Source organism: Bacillus sp. ISL-34, assembly GCF_018613325.1.
In the GTDB taxonomy this organism is placed as follows: Bacteria; Bacillota; Bacilli; order Bacillales; family DSM-1321; genus Peribacillus.
Genome location: NZ_JAGGQJ010000031.1, coordinates 37,200 through 55,928 on the forward strand (window position 1 = coordinate 37,200; position 18,729 = coordinate 55,928).

General features: G+C 41.6%; 18 protein-coding genes. 16 read left to right on the forward strand and 2 right to left on the reverse strand.

What is annotated here, in order from left to right:
* Positions 1-218: 218 nt before the first annotated feature.
* The 16 genes from J7E52_RS20600 to J7E52_RS20675 all read left to right on the forward strand — a co-directional run bounded on the left by J7E52_RS20600 (position 219) and on the right by J7E52_RS20675 (position 16,270).
* Complete coding sequence (locus tag J7E52_RS20600; RefSeq protein ID WP_214750311.1) at positions 219-548, forward strand: hypothetical protein; 330 nt, start codon at positions 219-221, stop codon at positions 546-548.
* 182 nt (positions 549-730) lie between these two features.
* The gene (locus J7E52_RS20605; RefSeq protein WP_214750312.1) at positions 731-2,095 is read left to right on the forward strand and encodes an aspartate aminotransferase family protein; all 1,365 of its coding nucleotides are present in this window, start codon (positions 731-733) and stop codon (positions 2,093-2,095) included.
* A gap of 23 nt (positions 2,096-2,118) precedes the next feature.
* Complete coding sequence (locus tag J7E52_RS20610) at positions 2,119-2,808, forward strand: CoA transferase subunit A (protein ID WP_309476919.1); 690 nt, start codon at positions 2,119-2,121, stop codon at positions 2,806-2,808.
* Positions 2,775-3,440 (forward strand): 3-oxoacid CoA-transferase subunit B, encoded by a 666-nt coding sequence (locus tag J7E52_RS20615; protein ID WP_214750313.1) that lies wholly within the window; start codon positions 2,775-2,777, stop codon positions 3,438-3,440. Before J7E52_RS20610 ends, J7E52_RS20615 begins: the two co-directional genes overlap by 34 nt.
* A 9-nt stretch (positions 3,441-3,449) precedes the next feature.
* A complete protein-coding gene (locus tag J7E52_RS20620; protein WP_214750314.1) occupies positions 3,450-4,721 on the forward strand; it encodes a peptidase in 1,272 nt (423 codons plus the stop codon).
* Between the two features lie 79 nt (positions 4,722-4,800).
* Positions 4,801-5,649, forward strand: a complete 849-nt coding sequence (gene ablB / locus J7E52_RS20625) for a putative beta-lysine N-acetyltransferase (protein WP_214750315.1) — start codon at positions 4,801-4,803, stop codon at positions 5,647-5,649.
* An 82-nt stretch (positions 5,650-5,731) separates the two neighbouring features.
* Positions 5,732-7,111, forward strand: a complete 1,380-nt coding sequence (locus J7E52_RS20630; RefSeq protein ID WP_214750316.1) for a sigma-54 interaction domain-containing protein — start codon at positions 5,732-5,734, stop codon at positions 7,109-7,111.
* A 118-nt stretch (positions 7,112-7,229) separates the two neighbouring features.
* Entirely contained in the window at positions 7,230-8,633 is a 1,404-nt protein-coding gene (kamA, locus tag J7E52_RS20635; protein ID WP_214750317.1) for a lysine 2,3-aminomutase, read from the forward strand.
* 1 nt (position 8,634) lies between these two features.
* Positions 8,635-8,910 (forward strand): YokU family protein, encoded by a 276-nt coding sequence (locus J7E52_RS20640; protein ID WP_214750318.1) that lies wholly within the window; start codon positions 8,635-8,637, stop codon positions 8,908-8,910.
* A 435-nt stretch (positions 8,911-9,345) separates the two neighbouring features.
* Positions 9,346-9,588: a YozE family protein gene (locus J7E52_RS20645; protein WP_214750319.1), complete on the forward strand. Its 243-nt coding sequence runs from the start codon at positions 9,346-9,348 to the stop codon at positions 9,586-9,588.
* A 14-nt stretch (positions 9,589-9,602) separates the two neighbouring features.
* Positions 9,603-11,369 (forward strand): ATP-binding protein, encoded by a 1,767-nt coding sequence (locus tag J7E52_RS20650; RefSeq protein ID WP_214750320.1) that lies wholly within the window; start codon positions 9,603-9,605, stop codon positions 11,367-11,369.
* Between the two features lie 150 nt (positions 11,370-11,519).
* Positions 11,520-12,227, forward strand: coding sequence for a hypothetical protein (locus J7E52_RS20655; RefSeq protein ID WP_214750321.1), 708 nt, complete (start codon positions 11,520-11,522; stop codon positions 12,225-12,227).
* A gap of 178 nt (positions 12,228-12,405) precedes the next feature.
* Positions 12,406-12,576, forward strand: coding sequence for a YozD family protein (locus J7E52_RS20660; RefSeq protein WP_064505166.1), 171 nt, complete (start codon positions 12,406-12,408; stop codon positions 12,574-12,576).
* 241 nt (positions 12,577-12,817) lie between these two features.
* Positions 12,818-13,522 (forward strand): purine-nucleoside phosphorylase, encoded by a 705-nt coding sequence (gene deoD, locus J7E52_RS20665; protein ID WP_214750322.1) that lies wholly within the window; start codon positions 12,818-12,820, stop codon positions 13,520-13,522.
* A 286-nt stretch (positions 13,523-13,808) separates the two neighbouring features.
* Positions 13,809-15,269: a lmo1851 family serine protease gene (locus J7E52_RS20670; protein ID WP_309476916.1), complete on the forward strand. Its 1,461-nt coding sequence runs from the start codon at positions 13,809-13,811 to the stop codon at positions 15,267-15,269.
* A gap of 113 nt (positions 15,270-15,382) precedes the next feature.
* Positions 15,383-16,270 carry an LCP family protein gene (locus J7E52_RS20675; RefSeq protein ID WP_214750324.1) on the forward strand — a complete coding sequence of 296 codons (888 nt, stop codon included), beginning with the start codon at positions 15,383-15,385 and terminating at the stop codon, positions 16,268-16,270.
* 161 nt (positions 16,271-16,431) lie between these two features.
* Here J7E52_RS20675 and mtnA read toward each other — a convergent pair whose 3' ends face one another.
* Together mtnA and mtnK are read right to left on the reverse strand one after the other, a co-directional pair.
* Positions 16,432-17,478 (reverse strand): S-methyl-5-thioribose-1-phosphate isomerase, encoded by a 1,047-nt coding sequence (gene mtnA, locus J7E52_RS20680; protein WP_214750325.1) that lies wholly within the window; start codon positions 17,476-17,478, stop codon positions 16,432-16,434.
* Positions 17,479-17,492: 14 nt separating this feature from the next.
* A complete protein-coding gene (mtnK, locus tag J7E52_RS20685) occupies positions 17,493-18,695 on the reverse strand; it encodes an S-methyl-5-thioribose kinase (RefSeq protein WP_214750326.1) in 1,203 nt (400 codons plus the stop codon).
* Between the last annotated feature and the right edge of the window lie 34 nt (positions 18,696-18,729).

The window sequence follows — 18,729 nt, forward strand, 5'->3', positions numbered from 1 at the left end:
TTTAAAGATGCCGTTCAAAAAAGTGGACGGTGTCTTAATCTGTTTTGGATGTGGATGAATATATTTTGCATTATGGTGTATTTTAGGAGTCTTTCCTCTTGTCAGCCCTGAAAATACTCCTATTTTACAAGCATTATTAGGGAATATGAGTCTAATAGTTCAAATTCTATATTTTTCTGATATAATACTAAGAGATTTAAAATAGAAAAGGTGATTATGTGTTATTAACAATTCCAGCATCCATTCGTTTAGAAGGGGCTTTGGCCGAGTATAATAAAAAAGGCCGTGTGAGCCATACATGTTTCGTATGTAACGAAGACACTTCTAATGGGGATGCAAGTAGCTTGAACTACTATAAGTTAGGAACTAAAAAAGTTTGTCATTCCTGCATGAAAAATGTTTTGCGTCATCCGTCTTTAAAAGAGTATGAATATGTACATACCTCAGTTATCGATAAAACTGCTTTTTATAAAAATGTGCTGGCTGTTTTAAAGGATGAAAGTTTTTTGGAGTCAATTCGTGAAGAAAAACTAAATAGCGCATTGTAAGAAAAAAGTGTATCTCTTGCGGATACACTTTTTTTGTCGCCATTTTTTTGACGAGCCCCGATGAATCCAAGAAATTTTTCCTTTTACATGCATAGGCCAATTTCCTTAGCAAGATTGCCTTCATCTGGACATACACTTTATTATATTGCATTTGTTTTTAAAGAGAAGGAGTGTGTGGGCTTATGGAGCAGTCTTCATTGATCAAACCGGTCCTGGGAGGAGCCTACCCGACTATCAGTCATGGTCAGGGAGTTTTTTTGTACGATAAAGATGGAAAGGATTACCTTGATGCTTCTTCCGGTGCTGTTACAGCCAATATTGGCCATGGAGTCCAGGAAATCATTGAGGCAATGGTAAAACAGGCTAAACAGGTTTCATTCGTGTATCGTTCCCAATTTACGAGCGATGCTGCAGAGAAACTTGCCGGAAAAATTGCCGAATTGACCAAAGGGGAACTGACATACAGCTTTTTTGTAAACAGCGGCTCCGAAGCGACTGAAACGGCATTGAAAATTGCCATTCAGCATTGGCAGGAAAAAGGGAAGCCAAAGAAACAGAAAATCATATCGAGATGGATGAGCTACCATGGCATCACGATGGGAGCTCTTTCAATGTCCGGACATCCGATTCGCCGGGAACGATTTACTCCTTTGCTTGAATCATATCCTTCTGTATCTCCTCCATATTGTTACCGATGTCCACTTCAACTTGATTCACATACGTGCGGAATGGCCTGTGCTTCGGAATTGGAAGCATCAATCCGGCGTATTGGCAGTGAAAATATAGCTGCATTCATTGCTGAGCCTGTTATCGGCGCAGCCGGAGGGGCCATCGTTCCTCCTGATGGTTATTTTCGAAAACTCAAGGAAATCTGCGAAGAGAATGATATTTTATTCATTGCGGATGAAGTAATGACCGGATTTGGACGTACCGGCAAGATGCTTGCTTGTGAATATTGGGATGTGGAACCTGATATCGTAACATTTGGTAAAGGGATGAGTGGGGGGTATACCCCGATAGCTGCCGCAGTAATGACCAAAAACGTGATGGAGCCCATAATGAAAGGCTCGAAGTCAATTATAGGAGGCCATACGCTTAGTGCTAATCCGTTATCGTGTGCGGTTTCTTTGGCCGTTTTAGAATATGTCGAAAGGAATGAACTTGTCGAAAAATCAGCCGACAGAGGGAATTACCTGATTAGGGGCCTGAAAAAGTTGGCTGGGAAGTATTCCTTTATCGGTGATATCCGCGGGAGAGGTTTATTGATTGGCATCGAATTCGTCCAGGATAAAGTGACCAAGGCGCCATTTCCGAAGGAGGCAGACGTGACCAATGAAATCATTGAATTGGGAATGAGGAATGGAATACTTCTCTATCCCGCAGCCGCAGGCCTTGACGGTGTAACCGGGGCAGCCATCATCATCTCCCCGCCGTTAACGATATCGGAAGAGGAGTGTGCTGAATTGTTAATGAGGGTCGATATAACTTTTAGGCAATTTAATGAATCGATAGGTAAACGTTCCTCACAACAAGGAAGTGAGTCATAGTGGTGGAAAATACATTCCAGAAGATTTGTCGTTTGGAGGATGTCCGCCATCACTTTAAAGATAATCAGTCCATCCTGTTTGGGGGATTCGGCGGCATAGGGACGCCACCGGGATTGATCAATCTGATTTTGGAATCAGGCATTAAGGATTTAACCTTGATTGGGAACGATACAGGTTTCCCCGATATCGGAATCGGAAAACTGGTCACCCAACGCCGTGCGAAAAAAATCATCGTTTCCCATATCGGTTCCAATCCAAATGCAGGACTATTAATGAACAATGGAGAACTCGAAGTGGAGTTTTCTCCGCAAGGAACGCTTGTCGAACGCATCCGGGCCGGAGGGATGGGACTAGGCGGGATATTGACCGATATTGGAATTGAGGCCGATATCGTCCGGGACGGCAAGCAAACCGTAAAGGTAGGTAAGAAAAATTATCTGGTGGAACCGGCATTAACTGCAGATATCGCCATTGTTTACGCAGAAATGGCAGATCCTTATGGAAATCTTATATTTGATAAAAGCGCCAGGAACACGAATCCAATCGTTGCTGCGGCTGGACAAATCACTATAGTCGAAGCCATGCAAATCGTTCCGCTTGGCTCTTTGGATCCAGAGGACATCATTGTTCCGGGTGCCTTTGTGGATTATATCATTCCATCAAAAGGAGTCGATTGGAAATGGGTTTGGGAACAGAAGATAGAAACAGAATAGCGAAACGGGCAGCAGCAGAAATAAGCGATGGGATGCTGGTCAATTTGGGAATTGGCATTCCATCACTTGTACCGAATCATCTTTTGAATGACCATAAAGTTATGTTTCATGCGGAAAATGGACTTGTGGGAATTGGCAGTACTCCTGAAACGGGGAAGGAAGATGCGCATCTTTGCAATGCAGGTGGTCTGCCGATCACCATTAGAGCAGGGGCTTCCTACTGCGATAGTACTGTTGCGTTTGGGATGATACGGCGTGGCAGGGTGGATATCACGATTCTAGGAGCCCTTCAAGTAAGTCAAGCGGGGGATCTCGCTAATTGGATTGTCCCGGGAAAGAGGGTGCCAGGCATGGGCGGTGCCATGGAACTGGCTGCAAAGGCCAAAAAGGTCATTGTCTTGATGGAACATAACGATAAAGCGGGCATGTCTAAATTAGTCAAAAAGTGTACGTTGCCGTTAACTGCCAAGAAATGCGTACATATGATCATCACCGAACTAGGCGTGTTTTCCGTAACTTCGGAGGGCCTCCTTTTAACTGATGTATTTGATACGTCCAGCGTTCAGGAAATCAGGAATCAGACCGAAGCCTCGTTTACCGTCTCTGAAAACATCCATATTTTAAAAGAATGAGAGAGGAGAATGGATATGTATGAGGAAAAAATAAGAACATGGTTGAATGAACATCGGATGAATGGGGTTCAGCTTTTGCAAAAACTGGTTCAGGAACCGAGCAAAAGGGGGCAAGAAGGAAGTGCACAAGCCATAGTGGTCGAGAAGTGCAGACAACTTGGTCTAGAAATAGATCTATGGGAGATCGGGGATGAACAATTAAGAAAACATCCCCATTTTTATTGCGACCGCAGGGATTTTAAAGGAAATCCGAACCTTGTGGCTATTAAAAGAGGAACGGGCCAGGGGAAATCCCTTATTTTAAACGGACATATTGATGTAGTTCCTGAAGGAGATCTTGCAGCATGGCACGATGAACCCTATAGCGGCAAGTTAATGGACGGGAAAGTTTTCGGGCGGGGAACGACGGATATGAAAGGCGGCAATGTATCTTTATTGCTGGCCATTGAAGCGATCGTCGAATCCGGAATCCAATTGAAGGGGGATGTGATATTCCAGAGTGTGATTGAAGAAGAAAGCGGTGGTGCCGGCACACTTGCGGCAGTCATACGGGGGTACAAAGCTGATGGTGCAATCATTCCGGAGCCTACAAATATGAAACTATTCCCTTTACAGCAAGGTTCGATGTGGTTTCGGCTGAAAATAAAAGGCAAGTCTGCACATGGAGGCACGAGGTATGAAGGAGTCAGTGCAATAGATAAAGCGGTTGTTGTAATGAAAGAAATCAAGATGCTCGAACAAGAACGGAATGAGTCACTCCGTCACTCACTCTATAAAAATGTCCCTATTCCCATTCCAATCAACATAGGTAGCATTCAAAGCGGGAATTGGCCTTCCTCCGTGCCGGATACAGCCGTTCTGGAAGGCAGATTCGGCATCGCACCGACAGAAACCATGGAGGAGGCACAAAAATCGCTGATGGAGCGAATAGATGCTTTAAACGAGAGTGATGCATGGTTCAAAGAAAAACCTATTGAATTAGAATGGTTTGGGGCCAGATGGCTGCCTGGCAATCTCGAAATAGCTCATCCGCTTATGAAGACAATTGGCACATATTATGAAAAAGTGGTAGGGGAAGTACCGCTTGTCGAAGCGTCCCCTTGGGCGACGGATGGAGGGTATCTATCATCGGTTGGCAATACCCCCGTAGTTGTGTTTGGACCAGGGGAAACGAAGATGGCCCATGATTCGAATGAATATATAGAGGTGGATAAAATGATGGAGGCTGCGGAAATCATCGCATTGACCATGTTAGAATGGTGTGGGGTGGACCAGCAATAGTCAATTTCCCTGAGGTCTGATTCCAGGAAGGGTCAGGCCTTTCGCAACAATTTTTGAAGGTGTGAAAGGAGCGGGACAAATGGAGGCCCGAATCATTGAAAAAAGAATTCAAAAGCCAAGGTGCACCATACATATTACGATAGACCATTTTAATAAGCGAATCAGGGTTGATGATTATCTAGGTCATTTTCAAGAATGCGTAGAGGAATCTTTGAAGGTGGCTAAAGGCATATCAGCAGAAAAAATCATCTTCAAGTCACGCAAGGAAAACGTTCTGGCATTGCTTGCTCAGGGCTTTCTATATGAAGGAAGCATCGATAAATTCTTTTTGGGAAGCGATTGTTTCTTCCTTGTTAAATATAACCGGAATGAAAGGCGCAACAGTGCAGAATGGGAAAAGGAAGATCAAATCCTTACAGATGTTCAGAATCTGCCGATAAAATCCGGATTAGATAATCCGCCGTCAGCCTATCAAGGCCGTAAAGCGGAAGTTACCGATGCACTTCAGCTGGCCCAATTGTATGGGGATGTTTTCCAAGTGTATCCCACACCGATGAATGATCCGATATATGTGAAAAAGTGCATGGAAATGGGAACGGTTTTTTATATTTATGTCCATGAAGACAGGATTGTCAGTGCTGCTTCAGCAGAAATTGATTCCTTTTACCATAATGCAGAAATAACTGATTGTGCGACATTGCCGGAACATCGGCAGTACGGCTTGATGAAACACTTGATTTCCGCGCTTGAAGACTATCTTATTTCACATGGCATTTATTGTATTTATTCGATTGCCCGGTCGCTCTCATTCGGCATGAATGCTGCATTGCATCAGCATGGATACTCGTATCGCGGACGTTTGGCCAATAATTGTTACATCTTCGATAAACTTGAAGACATGAACCTTTGGGTGAAAAATTATACTTGAATGCTCAATTTTAGGCTGTACATGACAAGTTTTTGGCATTTCCTCATATACATCTAGCAAGAGGGTCTTGAGGAGGGATATCTTGCCAAGTGAATTTTTTAATACAAGTGAAGTATTGGAAGCAATATTAGAAACCATTGATGAAGGCATTCATGTGATAGATCCAAAAGGACAGACCATCTTTTATAACGAAGTGGCGGCCAATCATGATGGGATGAAAAGAAGTGAGGTGCTTGGGAAACCGTTGCTTGAAGCCTTCCCTTCTTTGAATCACAAATCATCGACCTTATTGCGTGTCATTAAATCTGAAAAACCAATCTACAACTATAGCCAATCGTATGTAAATGCACATGGGCGAATCATTGAGACGTTAAATACGACGCTCCCCATATATGTAGATGGGTTTATGATAGGTGCTATAGAAATTGCCAAGGATTATTCAAGCTTGAAGCAATTATCTGAAAGGTTAGCAGACCTGGAAAGCTCGCTCATGACGATCAAAAGTCCTGAAAGGAAACCGCCCGGGAACGGCGGATTATATTCTTTCACTGAAATCCTGACTATTGATGCTGGATTTAAAGGTCTGATATCACAAGGGAAAAAGGCTGCCCGCTCCTCCTCATCGGTATTGGTTTATGGGGAAAGCGGCGTAGGAAAAGAGCTTTTTGTTCAAAGCATACACCAGGGTTCGAGCCGCAGTAAAGAACCATTCATCGCGCAAAATTGTGCGGCCCTACCAGAAAATTTATTGGAATCCCTTCTATTCGGTACGGCTAAAGGGAGCTACACTGGGGCTGTGGAACGCCAGGGGCTGTTTGAATTGGCCAATGGCGGTACCTTGTTTTTGGATGAATTGCAATCGATGCCTATTGACTTGCAGGCAAAGCTTCTGCGTGTGCTTGAAGATGGGTTCATCAGGAGGATAGGCGGCACAAAGAGTGTACAGGTGGATGTCAGGATCATGGCTGCTATGAATATAGATCCGAAAAAGGCCGTATCGGATAACAGGCTAAGGCCGGATTTATTTTACCGATTGAACGTATTGAGCTACGAGCTGCCTCCGCTAAGGGAGCGGATTGATGATATAGAGCTTCTTACTGAACATTTCATCTCAAAATTTAACAGAAAATTAGGATTGTCCATAAAAGGCATGGATGAGAAGGCAAAGGTTTTTTTTCGGAAATATCATTGGCCTGGAAATGTAAGGGAGCTTAAACATACCGTAGAATTCATGATGAACCATACGGAGAATGATGTTTTGAACCTTGAGGATTTGCCCCAGTTTCTAAAAAAGCGCACCCCATCAGAAAAAATACTTCCGCTTCGTGAGGCCATGATTGAGATGGAAACAAAATTGATTACCGAGGCCCTTCTTCAAACGAATGGTAACGTTTTTCAGGCGTCGAAGCTATTACAAATTCCAAGACAGACACTGCAATATAAAATTAAAAAGCATATTTGAATGGAAAAAATCGGGATGCAGCCAGCAGTCCGGTTTTTTTATGGGCCTTCGAATTAATGGGTCATTTTGGCACCCTTCTTGCATTTAATACTACTATCATAACTCAGGAGGTATAACCATGTTATTTGACTTATATAAGCCAGATCGCAATTGGAAAGATATAGAGCTATGGAAAGATGTAACCGAGGAACAATGGAACAACTGGCTGTGGCAGCTGACGAATACGATCCGAACTGTTGATGATTTGAAGAAAGTGATAAACCTGACTCCGGATGAAGAGGAAGGTGTGAGGATTTCCACAAAAACCATTCCATTGAATATCACCCCATACTATGCTTCGTTAATGAATAAAGATGACCCAAGGTGTCCAATCAGAATGCAATCGGTCCCAATATCGGAAGAAATGCATAAAACCAAATATGACATGGAAGACCCCCTTCATGAGGATGAGGATTCCCCTGTACCGGGTCTGACCCATAGATATCCGGATCGCGTTCTTTTTTTGGTGACGAATCAGTGCTCCATGTACTGCCGTTATTGTACGAGAAGACGATTTTCAGGCCAAATTGGCATGGGCGTGCCCAAAAAACAATTGGACGCTGCAATCGGTTATATACGTGACACACCGGCAGTTCGGGATGTCCTTATTTCCGGCGGGGACGGATTATTGATCAATGATACGATCCTTGAATACATTCTCAAAAACTTAAGGGAAATTCCTCATGTTGAAATAATCAGGATAGGTACGCGGGCCCCGGTTGTTTTTCCTCAAAGAATCACTGAAAATTTATGCGCCATTTTAAAAAAATATCATCCGGTTTGGCTGAATACTCATTTCAATACCTCGATAGAAATTACCGAGGAGTCAAAGAAAGCATGTGAGATGCTTGCCGATGCAGGTGTACCTGTGGGCAACCAGGCAGTTATTTTAGCGGGGATAAATGACAGTGTCGCAATCATGAAAAAGCTTATGCATGATCTTGTTAAGATTCGTGTCCGTCCATACTATATTTATCAGTGCGATCTGTCGGAGGGCATCGGTCATTTCAGGGCGCCCATTTCAAAAGGCATTGAAATCATCGAGGGGCTCCGGGGCCATACATCCGGGTATGCTGTGCCTACCTTTGTCGTCGATGCTCCTGGAGGGGGAGGGAAAATCACGCTGCAGCCGAATTATATCCTTTCACAATCTCCAACAAAAACGGTGCTGCGCAATTTTGAAGGTGTGATAACCACATATCCTGAACCTGAGCAATATACACCGGGACTTGCAGATGAGTACTTCAAAGGGGTATATCCTGATATGGAAGAAAAACAATCAGATATAGGTGTATCTGGTTTAATGAACGACAAGCAATTCAATTTAGTGCCTGAAGGACTGAAGCGAATGAATCGACGGGAAAAGTACGTGACAAACCCAGAGCATGCTTCATTGAAGAACCAACGTGAAAAGCGAGATTTGTTAAAGGAAAAGAAATTCCATGCACAGCAAAAAAAGAGCACGCCTAAGGGGGATGAATAGCATGGATACGTGTCCATGGTGTGAGAAAGGGAAGCTTGCATCAGTAAAGGGGACTGTGTATTGGGAACTGCCGGATGGTACGAGGGCGGTTGAAATTACGGAAACCCCTTCATCACATTGTGAGAGTTGCGATGCGCTTTTTCAAAGTGATGAAATAGTGAAGGAAATTGAAAATCAACTATTTTTAATTGATTCGAAACAGCTTGAAAAACAAACTACGTACAGTGAGCTAATGAACATGAAAAGGCTGTTGAAACGTAATTACTTTGACTTTTAGCGGCAGGATGCATTTGCGTTTCCATATATGAATGAATAAATCCCCTCATTTAAACAGAATTAGTGCAAACCACTATTTCCATTAGATGAAGGGGATTTTCCCTTTTAGAAAATAATCAGGTTGTTGAAGTGCATTCCATTGAAAGAAGTGGGGTAAACAAGAATGATGCTCTTCGTTCCTTATCGAATCACGAAGAACTAAGTCATATAAAATAAAAAAGATTTTCCGTCTTAAAAGGATGGGATTAACATGGAATGAGTACTTTATTTAAGTGTAATTCCGTAATATAATGAATGCGTTTTTTGATGAAATATCGTGGATTTCTATAAAATGAGGAAGAAAAAACCAAATTCATTTTTAAAAAAGTGGACGGAAGCGAAAGTTTCCGATATATTAAAGCAGAAATCATAGTTATTTTAGGGGGGGCTCGACATCATGAGACCATTTTATTTATATTTAATGAAATTTCGACAACCAAAGGAAATTGATGCAATCACTAAATTTGCCAATCATGCCTATGAGGATCATGGCTTCCCAAAACAATCGACTGATTATAATGAACTGAGCAGTTATTTAGAATTGAATGCAGACTATCTTGAAAGTATGTCAGTATTCGATCAAGCGTGGGAACAGTATGTCCAACTAGAAGAAGGACTCCTATTGGGAGATCAGGAATAGGGAGGATCGGAAGGATGCTTAAAAGCCTTCAAACCCGAATTTTGCTTTATTCTTTACTTATAGCAAGTGTTCCGCTTCTGATATTGGGAATCATATCCTATGGATCACAAAGGTCCCTGCTTGAAAAGGAAGCAAAAAATGCCCTGAATGCAGGTTCACTGAATATAGTAAATGAAACATATAGCTATTTGAACGAACGGATCAGTGATGTGAAGTTAATGAGTGCAAATTCGGTAATCATCAATCCTGGCTATTCAAAAGAAGAGAAGTCAGATGAACTAAAAAAGTTTATCGATGCCAAAGGAAATTATTACGGTGTCTTGCATTTGGATATGAAAGGCAATGTCATTGCAGATACATCCAATAAAATGATCGGGGACAACCTAGCGAAGAAAATATGGTTCAAAGAGGCCTTAGAGGGTCATGAATTCCTTTCTGACGTTTATAAAACCCGGGCTTACTCAGAACCGATAATAGCTCTTAGTGCGCCGGTATATGATAATGCAGGGAAAATGATCGGTGTCGTATCTCCAGCTTTCCGATTGGAAGGGCTTTGGGAGCTGATGGAGAAAAAGGCTAATGAAATTAGCGATAAATACCCAGTGAACTTTTTCATGATCAATCAAGAAGGCATCATGATTTCGAAAAAAGACCCGCATGGCGTCATGCAGGATTCTGCCTTGAAAGAAATGGGATTAACGAAAGATAAGCTGATGGAAGCTTCAATGTCGGATGAATTGTACAGTGCAGAGAATGGGGAAAAAATATATTCCATCCAGCTTGTCCATACGATAGCAGAAACGGAGAATAAATGGTTTGTTGTTGTGGGTGCAGATAAGAAACAAGTGTTTCAGCCTTTGAATGACCTATTAACACGGTACCTGACCATCTACAGCATCGTTTTTGTTTCTATCATTCTGGCTGTCTATTTACTAACAAAGACCCTTGTGCGGCCAGTTCAAGAACTTGTCGAATCGACAGAGGATTTCATTGGAGGAAAGGAATTCATCATTTCCGATAAAAGAAGCTTCGAGGAAATGGAAAAACTGAACCTTGCCTTTCTTAGAATGATGGAAACGATAGAAGATCGTGAGAAGGAAATCGTACGTACGGAAAAATTGAAATATGTTGGCCAGCTTGCTGCCGGTATCGCCCATGAAATCAGGAACCCGCTGACCACAATAAAGGGCTTTTTCCAATTATTGAAGAGCCAGGATCATGATAAAACATTAATAGAAAAATATAGTGATGTCATGCTTCATGAAGTGGATCGGGTCAATGTATTCGTGACACAACTTCTTGATTTGGCAAAACCGCATCAACTGGAATGGGAGAAAATCGATTTAAAGGATTTTCTTGAAGAAATTATAGATACCTATACTTCCTCAATTCCGAGTTCTCGTGTAAGATTAATTAATGAAGTGACACACTCCGTCGTTGTTTATTCAGACAGAAACCGGTTAAGGCAGGTTCTCTTGAATGTCTTGAATAATTCTTGTGAAGCCATCGAAGCAAGTGGGCAGATTGAACTGCATCAGACTTCCGTGTCCCAATATGTAAGATTAGTGATCAGCGATGATGGAAAAGGCATCAGTTCCGAGAATTTAAAAAAAATCGGCATGCCCTTTTATACCACCAAACCGGATGGAAACGGATTAGGTGTGGCGACGTGCATTCAGATAATGGAGGAATTAAAAGGGAAATTCCAAATTGAGAGCGTCCGCGACCAAGGAACGAAAGTGACGCTCATCATCCCCACTACGAACCGTCTCATTAAATGAGGCGGTTTTTGGTTGTAGGGCCCTTTAATAAATGGGCCGGTTACATAGCTAAATGAGCAAAATGCCCCCTCATTTCCATTAACCTCCATGTTTGTTTGTGCATATAATTTACTAATCAAACGATAAGGACCATATTGGGGGATGTCTCTTATGGGCAAAAAAAAACAGCCGAAATTTAAATTAGGCGATACAGTCGTAATAACAATGTATGGGACAGTCGGGAATATAACCGATGTAAAATTTCTCGATGGTGCTTATGTGTATGAAGTGAACTATAGTGAAGGTCTTTATATCGAAAAAACATTGCAATCGATAAATGAATATGAAGGTGAAATCCTTTATCAAAAAGAACAAATCGATATTGAATATAAATATTTATTAGGTGACTTGGTCCAGGTGGATGGATATGAACAGGATTATTTCAAGATTATCGGCTATCGAACGGAAATTTGGCGCTATAAGGAAAATGCCTGGGAGGATGTAATCTATGAGTTATCCAGAATCTCTGATGGTGAATGGCTTGAAGCGCATGAGGAAGAACTGACTTTGATAGCCGATGCTAAACGTGCAGATGGAATCATTAAAAAGTTGGGTCTGCTCCTTCCTAAAAAGAAAAATGAGCTTGCTATCATTGCTAAACAAAACAACCCTGGTAAAGGTGAGCGAGAAATGACAATGACAAAAAATGAAAAAAAGGAAATGATTGATGGACTGTTGGATTTATATAATGATTATTGTAAGCTCTACGAACATTTTGGCGATGATGAATATCGTCACATCATGAAGATCGCCCTTGCTAAAATAGAAAAAGCGGCAGAGGAAATTTATCCAGATCATAAAAAGAAGCAAACGAAGTGAGAGGTATCCCAAATTTTTAAAGGGCAATTTCCAAATTTCCTATAGAAGCTTCCATTCAAATTGAACGCGGATGGATCATGATGAATATAGGCCCTTCAAATGATTTTCCATTATGGGATGCGTTACTGGTATATTTGTCTCTACACATTCATAGACCTTTAAATAAGGGGGCGATGATTTGCGAGAAATTGAGGTTTTTATTGATACAGAAGAGATAGCGGAATTCTTTTTTCAAGAATTGATAAGACGGGGCTATCTTCCAACAGAAGCTGAAGTTGAAGATCTTGCTGACATCACATTCGAATATCTTCTTGAAAAGTGCATAATTGATGAAGAAGTCGATGAGTAACCTGTCATATAAGACGGTTAGCAGCTTCCTATCCCTAATTTTATTAACCATTAAAAAAAGACGGCGGACCTCCGCCGTTTTGTTGCGGTTTAAAGGAAGGGTGTCAAAGTCTTTTCATGATTTCCAGTTTCCTTATCTTTTTCAAGTTCTAGGATAAGGTTCGATTTTCCTAACTTGTGGTTGATATGGTATAGTAGTTTTTGAATATCATTCAACCACAAGTTAAGGAGGACATAGTCGTATGAGCGTACATATTGGTGCAAAAGAAAATGAAATTGCGGAAACGGTCTTACTTCCTGGGGACCCGTTGCGTGCAAAATATATTGCTGAAACATTTTTAGAGGATGCTAAACTTTATAATGAAGTTCGTAACATGTTTGGATATACAGGGACATATAAAGGGAAACGAATTTCTGTACAAGGTACAGGCATGGGTGTCCCATCCATTTCGATTTACGTGAATGAATTGATGAATAGCTATAATGTCCAGAAGCTGATTCGAGTGGGAACTGCAGGAGCGATACAGAAAGATGTAAAAGTCAGGGATGTGATCCTTGCAATGAGTGCTTCCACCGATTCCCAAATGAACCGCATGACTTTCGGCGGGGTTGATTTTGCCCCAACCGCGGATTTCGAATTACTAAGAAAAGCTTACGACGCCGGCACTGCTAAGGGCTTGCAATTGAAGGTCGGTAATGTATTTACGGCCGATCAGTTTTATAATGATAATAGTGATTTGGAAAAATGGGCAAAATACCAAATACTTGCGATAGAAATGGAATCAGCAGCCCTATACACGCTTGCTGCTAAATTTGGCCGTCAAGCTTTATCTGTATTAACCATTTCCGATCACATTTTAACCGGTGAGGAAACGTCGTCGGATGAGCGCCAGTCAACTTTTAACGAAATGGTTGAAGTGGCATTGGAAGCAGCTATCCAGGAATGATAATTGGATGTAAATGACAGGCGGGTGACCAGGAATAAGTGATGCTGTATATGGCAGTTGGGATACAGGCTCATTTGTTCCTTGGTATCCGCATTTTTGTAATGTCAGGAGAGCTGTTGTCCTTGGAGCTTTCTCTATGATTTAACGTTTGCGAAGGGTAAAAAAATTACATATGGTCATAAGTTGTTATTTTTGATAACTATTATTTTTCGATTGGCATGAAAGCTGATAAAATAGGAATGAAATCGTTTATATCGTCATGAAGAATGAAAGTGGTGAGGCTTCAGTGGAAGAAGAAAATCAAAAACAGCCAAAAGAGGCAGGGAAGTTCATTAAAATAAAGAAGTTTACGTTCATTATGGGGATTTTCTTAGTCATATTTCTAACTGCAGGGATTACTACAATAGCCTTGACCTTTGGAGATGAAAAAGTAGAGTCATTAGCACCGGATAAGCATGCGGAATTTGAAAAGCTGTATTCTACATACGAAAAGATAAAAGATGACTATTATGAAGAGGTTGATGAAGAAAAGCTGGTTGACGGCGCAATTAATGGAATGATCAAATCATTGGATGATCCCTATTCTGCTTATATGGATAAAAAGGAAGCATCGAGTTTCGATGAGAGCATTTCTTCATCTTTTGAAGGAATCGGTGCTGAGATTCAGGAGCAGGATGGACAAATCATGGTCGTCTCACCGATAAAAGGGTCCCCAGCAGAAAAAGCAGGGGTAAAACCGAATGATATCATTTTAAGTGTGGACGGTAAAAGCGTTGAAGGACTAAGCTCTTCTGAAGCTGTTCTGAAAATCAGGGGCGAGAAGGGAACGAAAGTGGATTTATCCATCTCAAGAGCTGGTGAGTCGGAACCGATTGAGCTTACCATTAAACGAGACACAATTCCGATTGAAACGGTATATCCGGAAATGCTTGATGATGGAGTTGCAAAAATTCAAGTGACCAGTTTTTCCGAACATACAGTTCAAGAGCTGAAAACGGCGCTTGAAGAAATGTCGAAGAAGGATATGAAGGGTCTCGTATTGGATTTGCGGGGAAACCCAGGGGGACTTCTTGACCAAGCAATAGAAATGGCAAGCCTGTTCATACCTAATGGGAAAGTGGTCCTTCAAGTTGAGGATCGCAGCGGGAAAAAAGTGGTCTATAAATCGGAGAATGATGGAGAACTGAAAATCCCGGTAGTCGTGTTGATTGATGATGGAAGTGCCAGTGCTTCTGAAATCGTTGCAGCGGCTGTCAGTGAGTCTGCGGACATTCCATTGATTGGTGTCAAATCATTTGGGAAAGGGACTGTGCAGACTGTCGAAGACTTTGAAGATGGATCTAACTTCAAATATACGGCAGCTAAATGGTTGACTCCTGAAGGCAATTGGATTCATAAAAAAGGGATCAAGCCGGATATTACTGTGAAGCTTCCTGATTATGCCAGCCTTCCATATATTTCGCCCGATAAGGAATTGAAAGCATCGGATTCTTCGAGTGAAGTGAAAGCTGCTGAAGAGATGCTGAAGGAAGCAGGCCATGATCCAGGTAAGATAGATGGATTCTTTGATGAAGCCACAACGAATGCGGTTACAGCATTCCAAAGGGAACAAAAAATTAAAGAAACTGGCACAATTAAAGATGATACTACCGTGAAATTGATGCAGGTCATCCGGGAGAAAATCCTTAAGAACGACACACAAGTGAAAAAGGCGGTAGAAGTATTAAAGAAAGAAATCAATAAATGATTTTGCCAGAAAAGCCTGTCAGCGATTATCGTTGGCAGGCTTTTTTTATCGTTTATGCATAGGATTCCAATATTAGGCAGAGAATAGGGGTAATTTTCCGATGAGGTGAGGTAATGAAAGAAAAGGTATTGTTCATATATCTATTGATCCTGATTCTGGCAGGCTGCACCTATGCCCCTTTACCCAAACAAAATGGAAATGCAGTTACGGAAAAAAAACTAACCAAAGAAGAGAATCAGGAAAGCGTGAAAACTTTTCTGTTAATTGGTGTGGATACCAGGGGAGAGGACAAATCTCGGTCAGATGCGATTATACTGGCAAAATACTTTCCTGAGCAGGAAAAACTGAAGCTGGCTTCGATTATGCGTGATAGTTATGTGAAAATCCCCGGGAATAAATCAGGGTATGACAAAATAAATGCAGCTTATTATTATGGTGGAAGGGAACTTCTCAAGAAAACCATACAGGAAAATTTCGATGTCAAGGTCGATCATGTAGCGGTAATTGACTTCCATGGCTTCGTGAAGATGGTCGATTTACTTGCACCTGATGGGGTAGCGGTGAATGTGGATCAGGAAATCATTGATGATATGAGCATCCAAGCAAGCGTCGGTAAAAATGTTTTACATGGTGAGGAAATATTGAAATATGTCCGTTTTAGACATGACGATGAAAGTGATTTTGGAAGGGTAGAGCGTCAACAAGAAGTAATGGTCCAATTAAAAACAGCGTTTATAAATCAAATCTCATCCTTCGAAGGGATGGCCGACCTTCCTAGTATCATCGAACAAGGACTCTCGTACTTGGATACAGACATTGGACTGAAAACAATAATGGAAATGGGTCCAAAAGCCGTCTTCCATACACCCGACACCGTCGAAACCTTAAGGGTTCCAGTTGAAGGAAGCTTTAAAGATGAAATATATCCCCAGTCCGGAGCCGTTTTGGAAATGGACTACACTAAAAATAAGAAGGCACTTCAGGAGTTCTTTTCAAAATAACAAGCATTTTCAAATGTCTTTTGTTATCGAAAACATCCTTATATTAAGTAATATGTTCGAAATACTAAAAATATTGTATTATAGACCTCGCAAGAATAATCATAAAAACGAGAGGGATACGAAATCCTTCTCGTTTTTTATCACTAATAAAGCAACCTGGATCATTTAACAAAATGTGGAATGTTTTTGATGAAATCCGGTGTTATGATGCCGTTTTCGGTAATAATGCTTGTAATTAGATAATTCGGTGTAACGTCAAAGGCTGGATTGAAAGTCTTCACGTTTTCCGGAGCGATCCTAACACCTTGAATGAAGGTGATTTCCGCTTCATTCCGTTCTTCGATTGGGATGGAAGTGCCGGATTCGAGAGTAAGGTCGAAAGTGCTTGATGGAGCGGCTACGTAAAAAGGGATACCAAAGTGCTTGGCTAATATGGCCAATCCCAATGTCCCGATTTTATTGGCTGTATCTCCATTAGCCGCAATCCTGTCGGCACCGACGATAATTCCATTTATTCGTTTCTGGTGAATCGTATGGGCAGCCATATTATCAGAAATCAATGTGACATCAACCCCCGCTTGCATCAATTCCCAAGCAGTCAAACGCGCCCCTTGCAGGACAGGCCTGGTTTCACATGCATACACTTTTAGCGGAAAGTCCCTTTCTTTAGCCAGGTGGAAGGGAGCCAAGGCTGTGCCATACCGAGCCGTGGCAATTCCCCCAGCGTTGCAATGCGTTAGAATGGAATCTCCTCTAGTGAATAAGGATAAACCATGTTCCCCGATTTTCCTGCACATTTCTTCATCTTCAGCAAAGATGGCTTTAGCCTCCGATACAAGTGCTTCCTTGGCAGTTGAAATGCTTTGCGCAGCTTGAAGAGTGTTCTCCATCCTCTTTAACGCCCAAAAAAGGTTGACAGCAGTTGGCCGTGAAGAGGCGAGTTTTTCAATATGCTTCGTTACATTTTTCTTGAATTCCCCTAATTCAGCGGTTGTTTCCTGTTTGGCACCAAGTGCAACACCAAATGCTGCCGTCAGTCCAATTGCTGGGGCACCGCGAACCTTTAATGTCAAAATGCTGTCATATACATCATCAACAGAATGAAGTTCAATAAATTCAGTTATGGATGGAAGGGCTTGTTGATTTAATAATGTAATATGGGTATCATCCCATTGTACCGAATATGGTAAGGGTGCTAGTGTAGTCATGTGCAGGTCTCCTTTTAAATGGCTGAATAAGATGGCAGAGTGCGTTGCTTCAACGCTTCAATGACAGCTGGAACATCCAATTCTCCCCGTTTTTTAATTAAAAAAGCACCAATTTCCAATGTTGCCGTTTTGGCAGCGATTCTTGTTTCTTTATCTTCAATGACGTTTAAATCGGCAACATGGGAAAGTCCGATGGTGCGCCGGATCAATTCACATCCGGCAAAACCGAATGCATCTTTTTTGAATTTTGTCAGTAAATAAGGCAGATAACCTTTCACATGGCGGAATGGGCTTTTATTTTGGGCTTCCCATAATTCGGAATAAGTTTCTTCAAAGGCGTTCCAAAATTCATGAAGGTGTGTGAAAATCTCTTCCTTTCCAGTGCCATTACGTGTGACTGCCTGAAAGAGAAGGTTGGCGGTGTATTGACCAAGGTCAAAACCAACTGGACCATAAAAAGCGAATTCCGGATCAATAACCTTTGTTTCAGTTTCACTTGCAAATATACTTCCAGTATGTAAATCTCCATGAAGCAAGGCTTCCTGCTCGGTTTCAAAGCTTTGTTTCAGCTTAGCGACCTCAAGTATCACTTCTTGATCATTCCATATATTTTTGGCGGCATCTGTCAATTCCACCTCGAAATCTCCCGGGAGTTCCTCAAAAAATGGATCCGTGAAAATAAAGACCTCGGTGATTTTGCAGAGTTCGGGATTCGTGAAATGTCGGGCCACTTCCTTTTTCGCAGAGGGTTCTAAATGATAATCGGATGTATAATATGCTGTCTTCGCAACATATTCACCAATATGCTGTGAAAGCAATGGATATGAATCGCCATCGATCAATCCTGTTCTAACGATTTTCAAGTGCGATAAATCCTCCATGACTGTGATGGCAAGCTGTTCATCAGAATAATAGACTTGCGGTACGAATTCTGGGCAATAACTTCTGAAATGAATCAGCGCATTCGCTTCAATGGCAGCTCTTTTCAATGTCAGCGGCCAACTTTCGCCAAGTACCTTGGCATAAGGGACCGCTTGTTTAATTATAATTCCTTTATTTGTGACTATGTCTGTAATATGAAAAACATAATTTAAGTTTCCATCGCCGATTTCTTTACATGTTAAACTTGCATCCGCATTGACCAACCCAAGTTTTTTTGCAAGGGTTACAGCTGTTTCGTTAGTCAATCTTTTAAAATTTGAATGGTTTTGAGTCATTCTTTTCCCCTCCAGATTCAAAATAAGAATAAAA

What these genes read in the sequence shown, in the direction of transcription:
- J7E52_RS20605 (WP_214750312.1), top strand. Translation starts at nt 731, where the DNA reads ATGGAGCAGTCTTCATTGATCAAACCGGTCCTGGGAGGAGCCTACCCG.
- J7E52_RS20615 (WP_214750313.1), top strand. Translation starts at nt 2,775, where the DNA reads ATGGGTTTGGGAACAGAAGATAGAAACAGAATAGCGAAACGGGCAGCA.
- J7E52_RS20620 (WP_214750314.1), top strand. Translation starts at nt 3,450, where the DNA reads ATGGATATGTATGAGGAAAAAATAAGAACATGGTTGAATGAACATCGG.
- ablB (WP_214750315.1), top strand. Translation starts at nt 4,801, where the DNA reads ATGGAGGCCCGAATCATTGAAAAAAGAATTCAAAAGCCAAGGTGCACC.
- kamA (WP_214750317.1), top strand. Translation starts at nt 7,230, where the DNA reads ATGTTATTTGACTTATATAAGCCAGATCGCAATTGGAAAGATATAGAG.
- J7E52_RS20640 (WP_214750318.1), top strand. Translation starts at nt 8,635, where the DNA reads ATGGATACGTGTCCATGGTGTGAGAAAGGGAAGCTTGCATCAGTAAAG.
- J7E52_RS20645 (WP_214750319.1), top strand. Translation starts at nt 9,346, where the DNA reads ATGAGACCATTTTATTTATATTTAATGAAATTTCGACAACCAAAGGAA.
- J7E52_RS20650 (WP_214750320.1), top strand. Translation starts at nt 9,603, where the DNA reads ATGCTTAAAAGCCTTCAAACCCGAATTTTGCTTTATTCTTTACTTATA.
- J7E52_RS20655 (WP_214750321.1), top strand. Translation starts at nt 11,520, where the DNA reads ATGGGCAAAAAAAAACAGCCGAAATTTAAATTAGGCGATACAGTCGTA.
- deoD (WP_214750322.1), top strand. Translation starts at nt 12,818, where the DNA reads ATGAGCGTACATATTGGTGCAAAAGAAAATGAAATTGCGGAAACGGTC.
- J7E52_RS20675 (WP_214750324.1), top strand. Translation starts at nt 15,383, where the DNA reads ATGAAAGAAAAGGTATTGTTCATATATCTATTGATCCTGATTCTGGCA.
- mtnA (WP_214750325.1), bottom strand. Translation starts at nt 17,478, where the DNA reads ATGACTACACTAGCACCCTTACCATATTCGGTACAATGGGATGATACC.
- mtnK (WP_214750326.1), bottom strand. Translation starts at nt 18,695, where the DNA reads ATGACTCAAAACCATTCAAATTTTAAAAGATTGACTAACGAAACAGCT.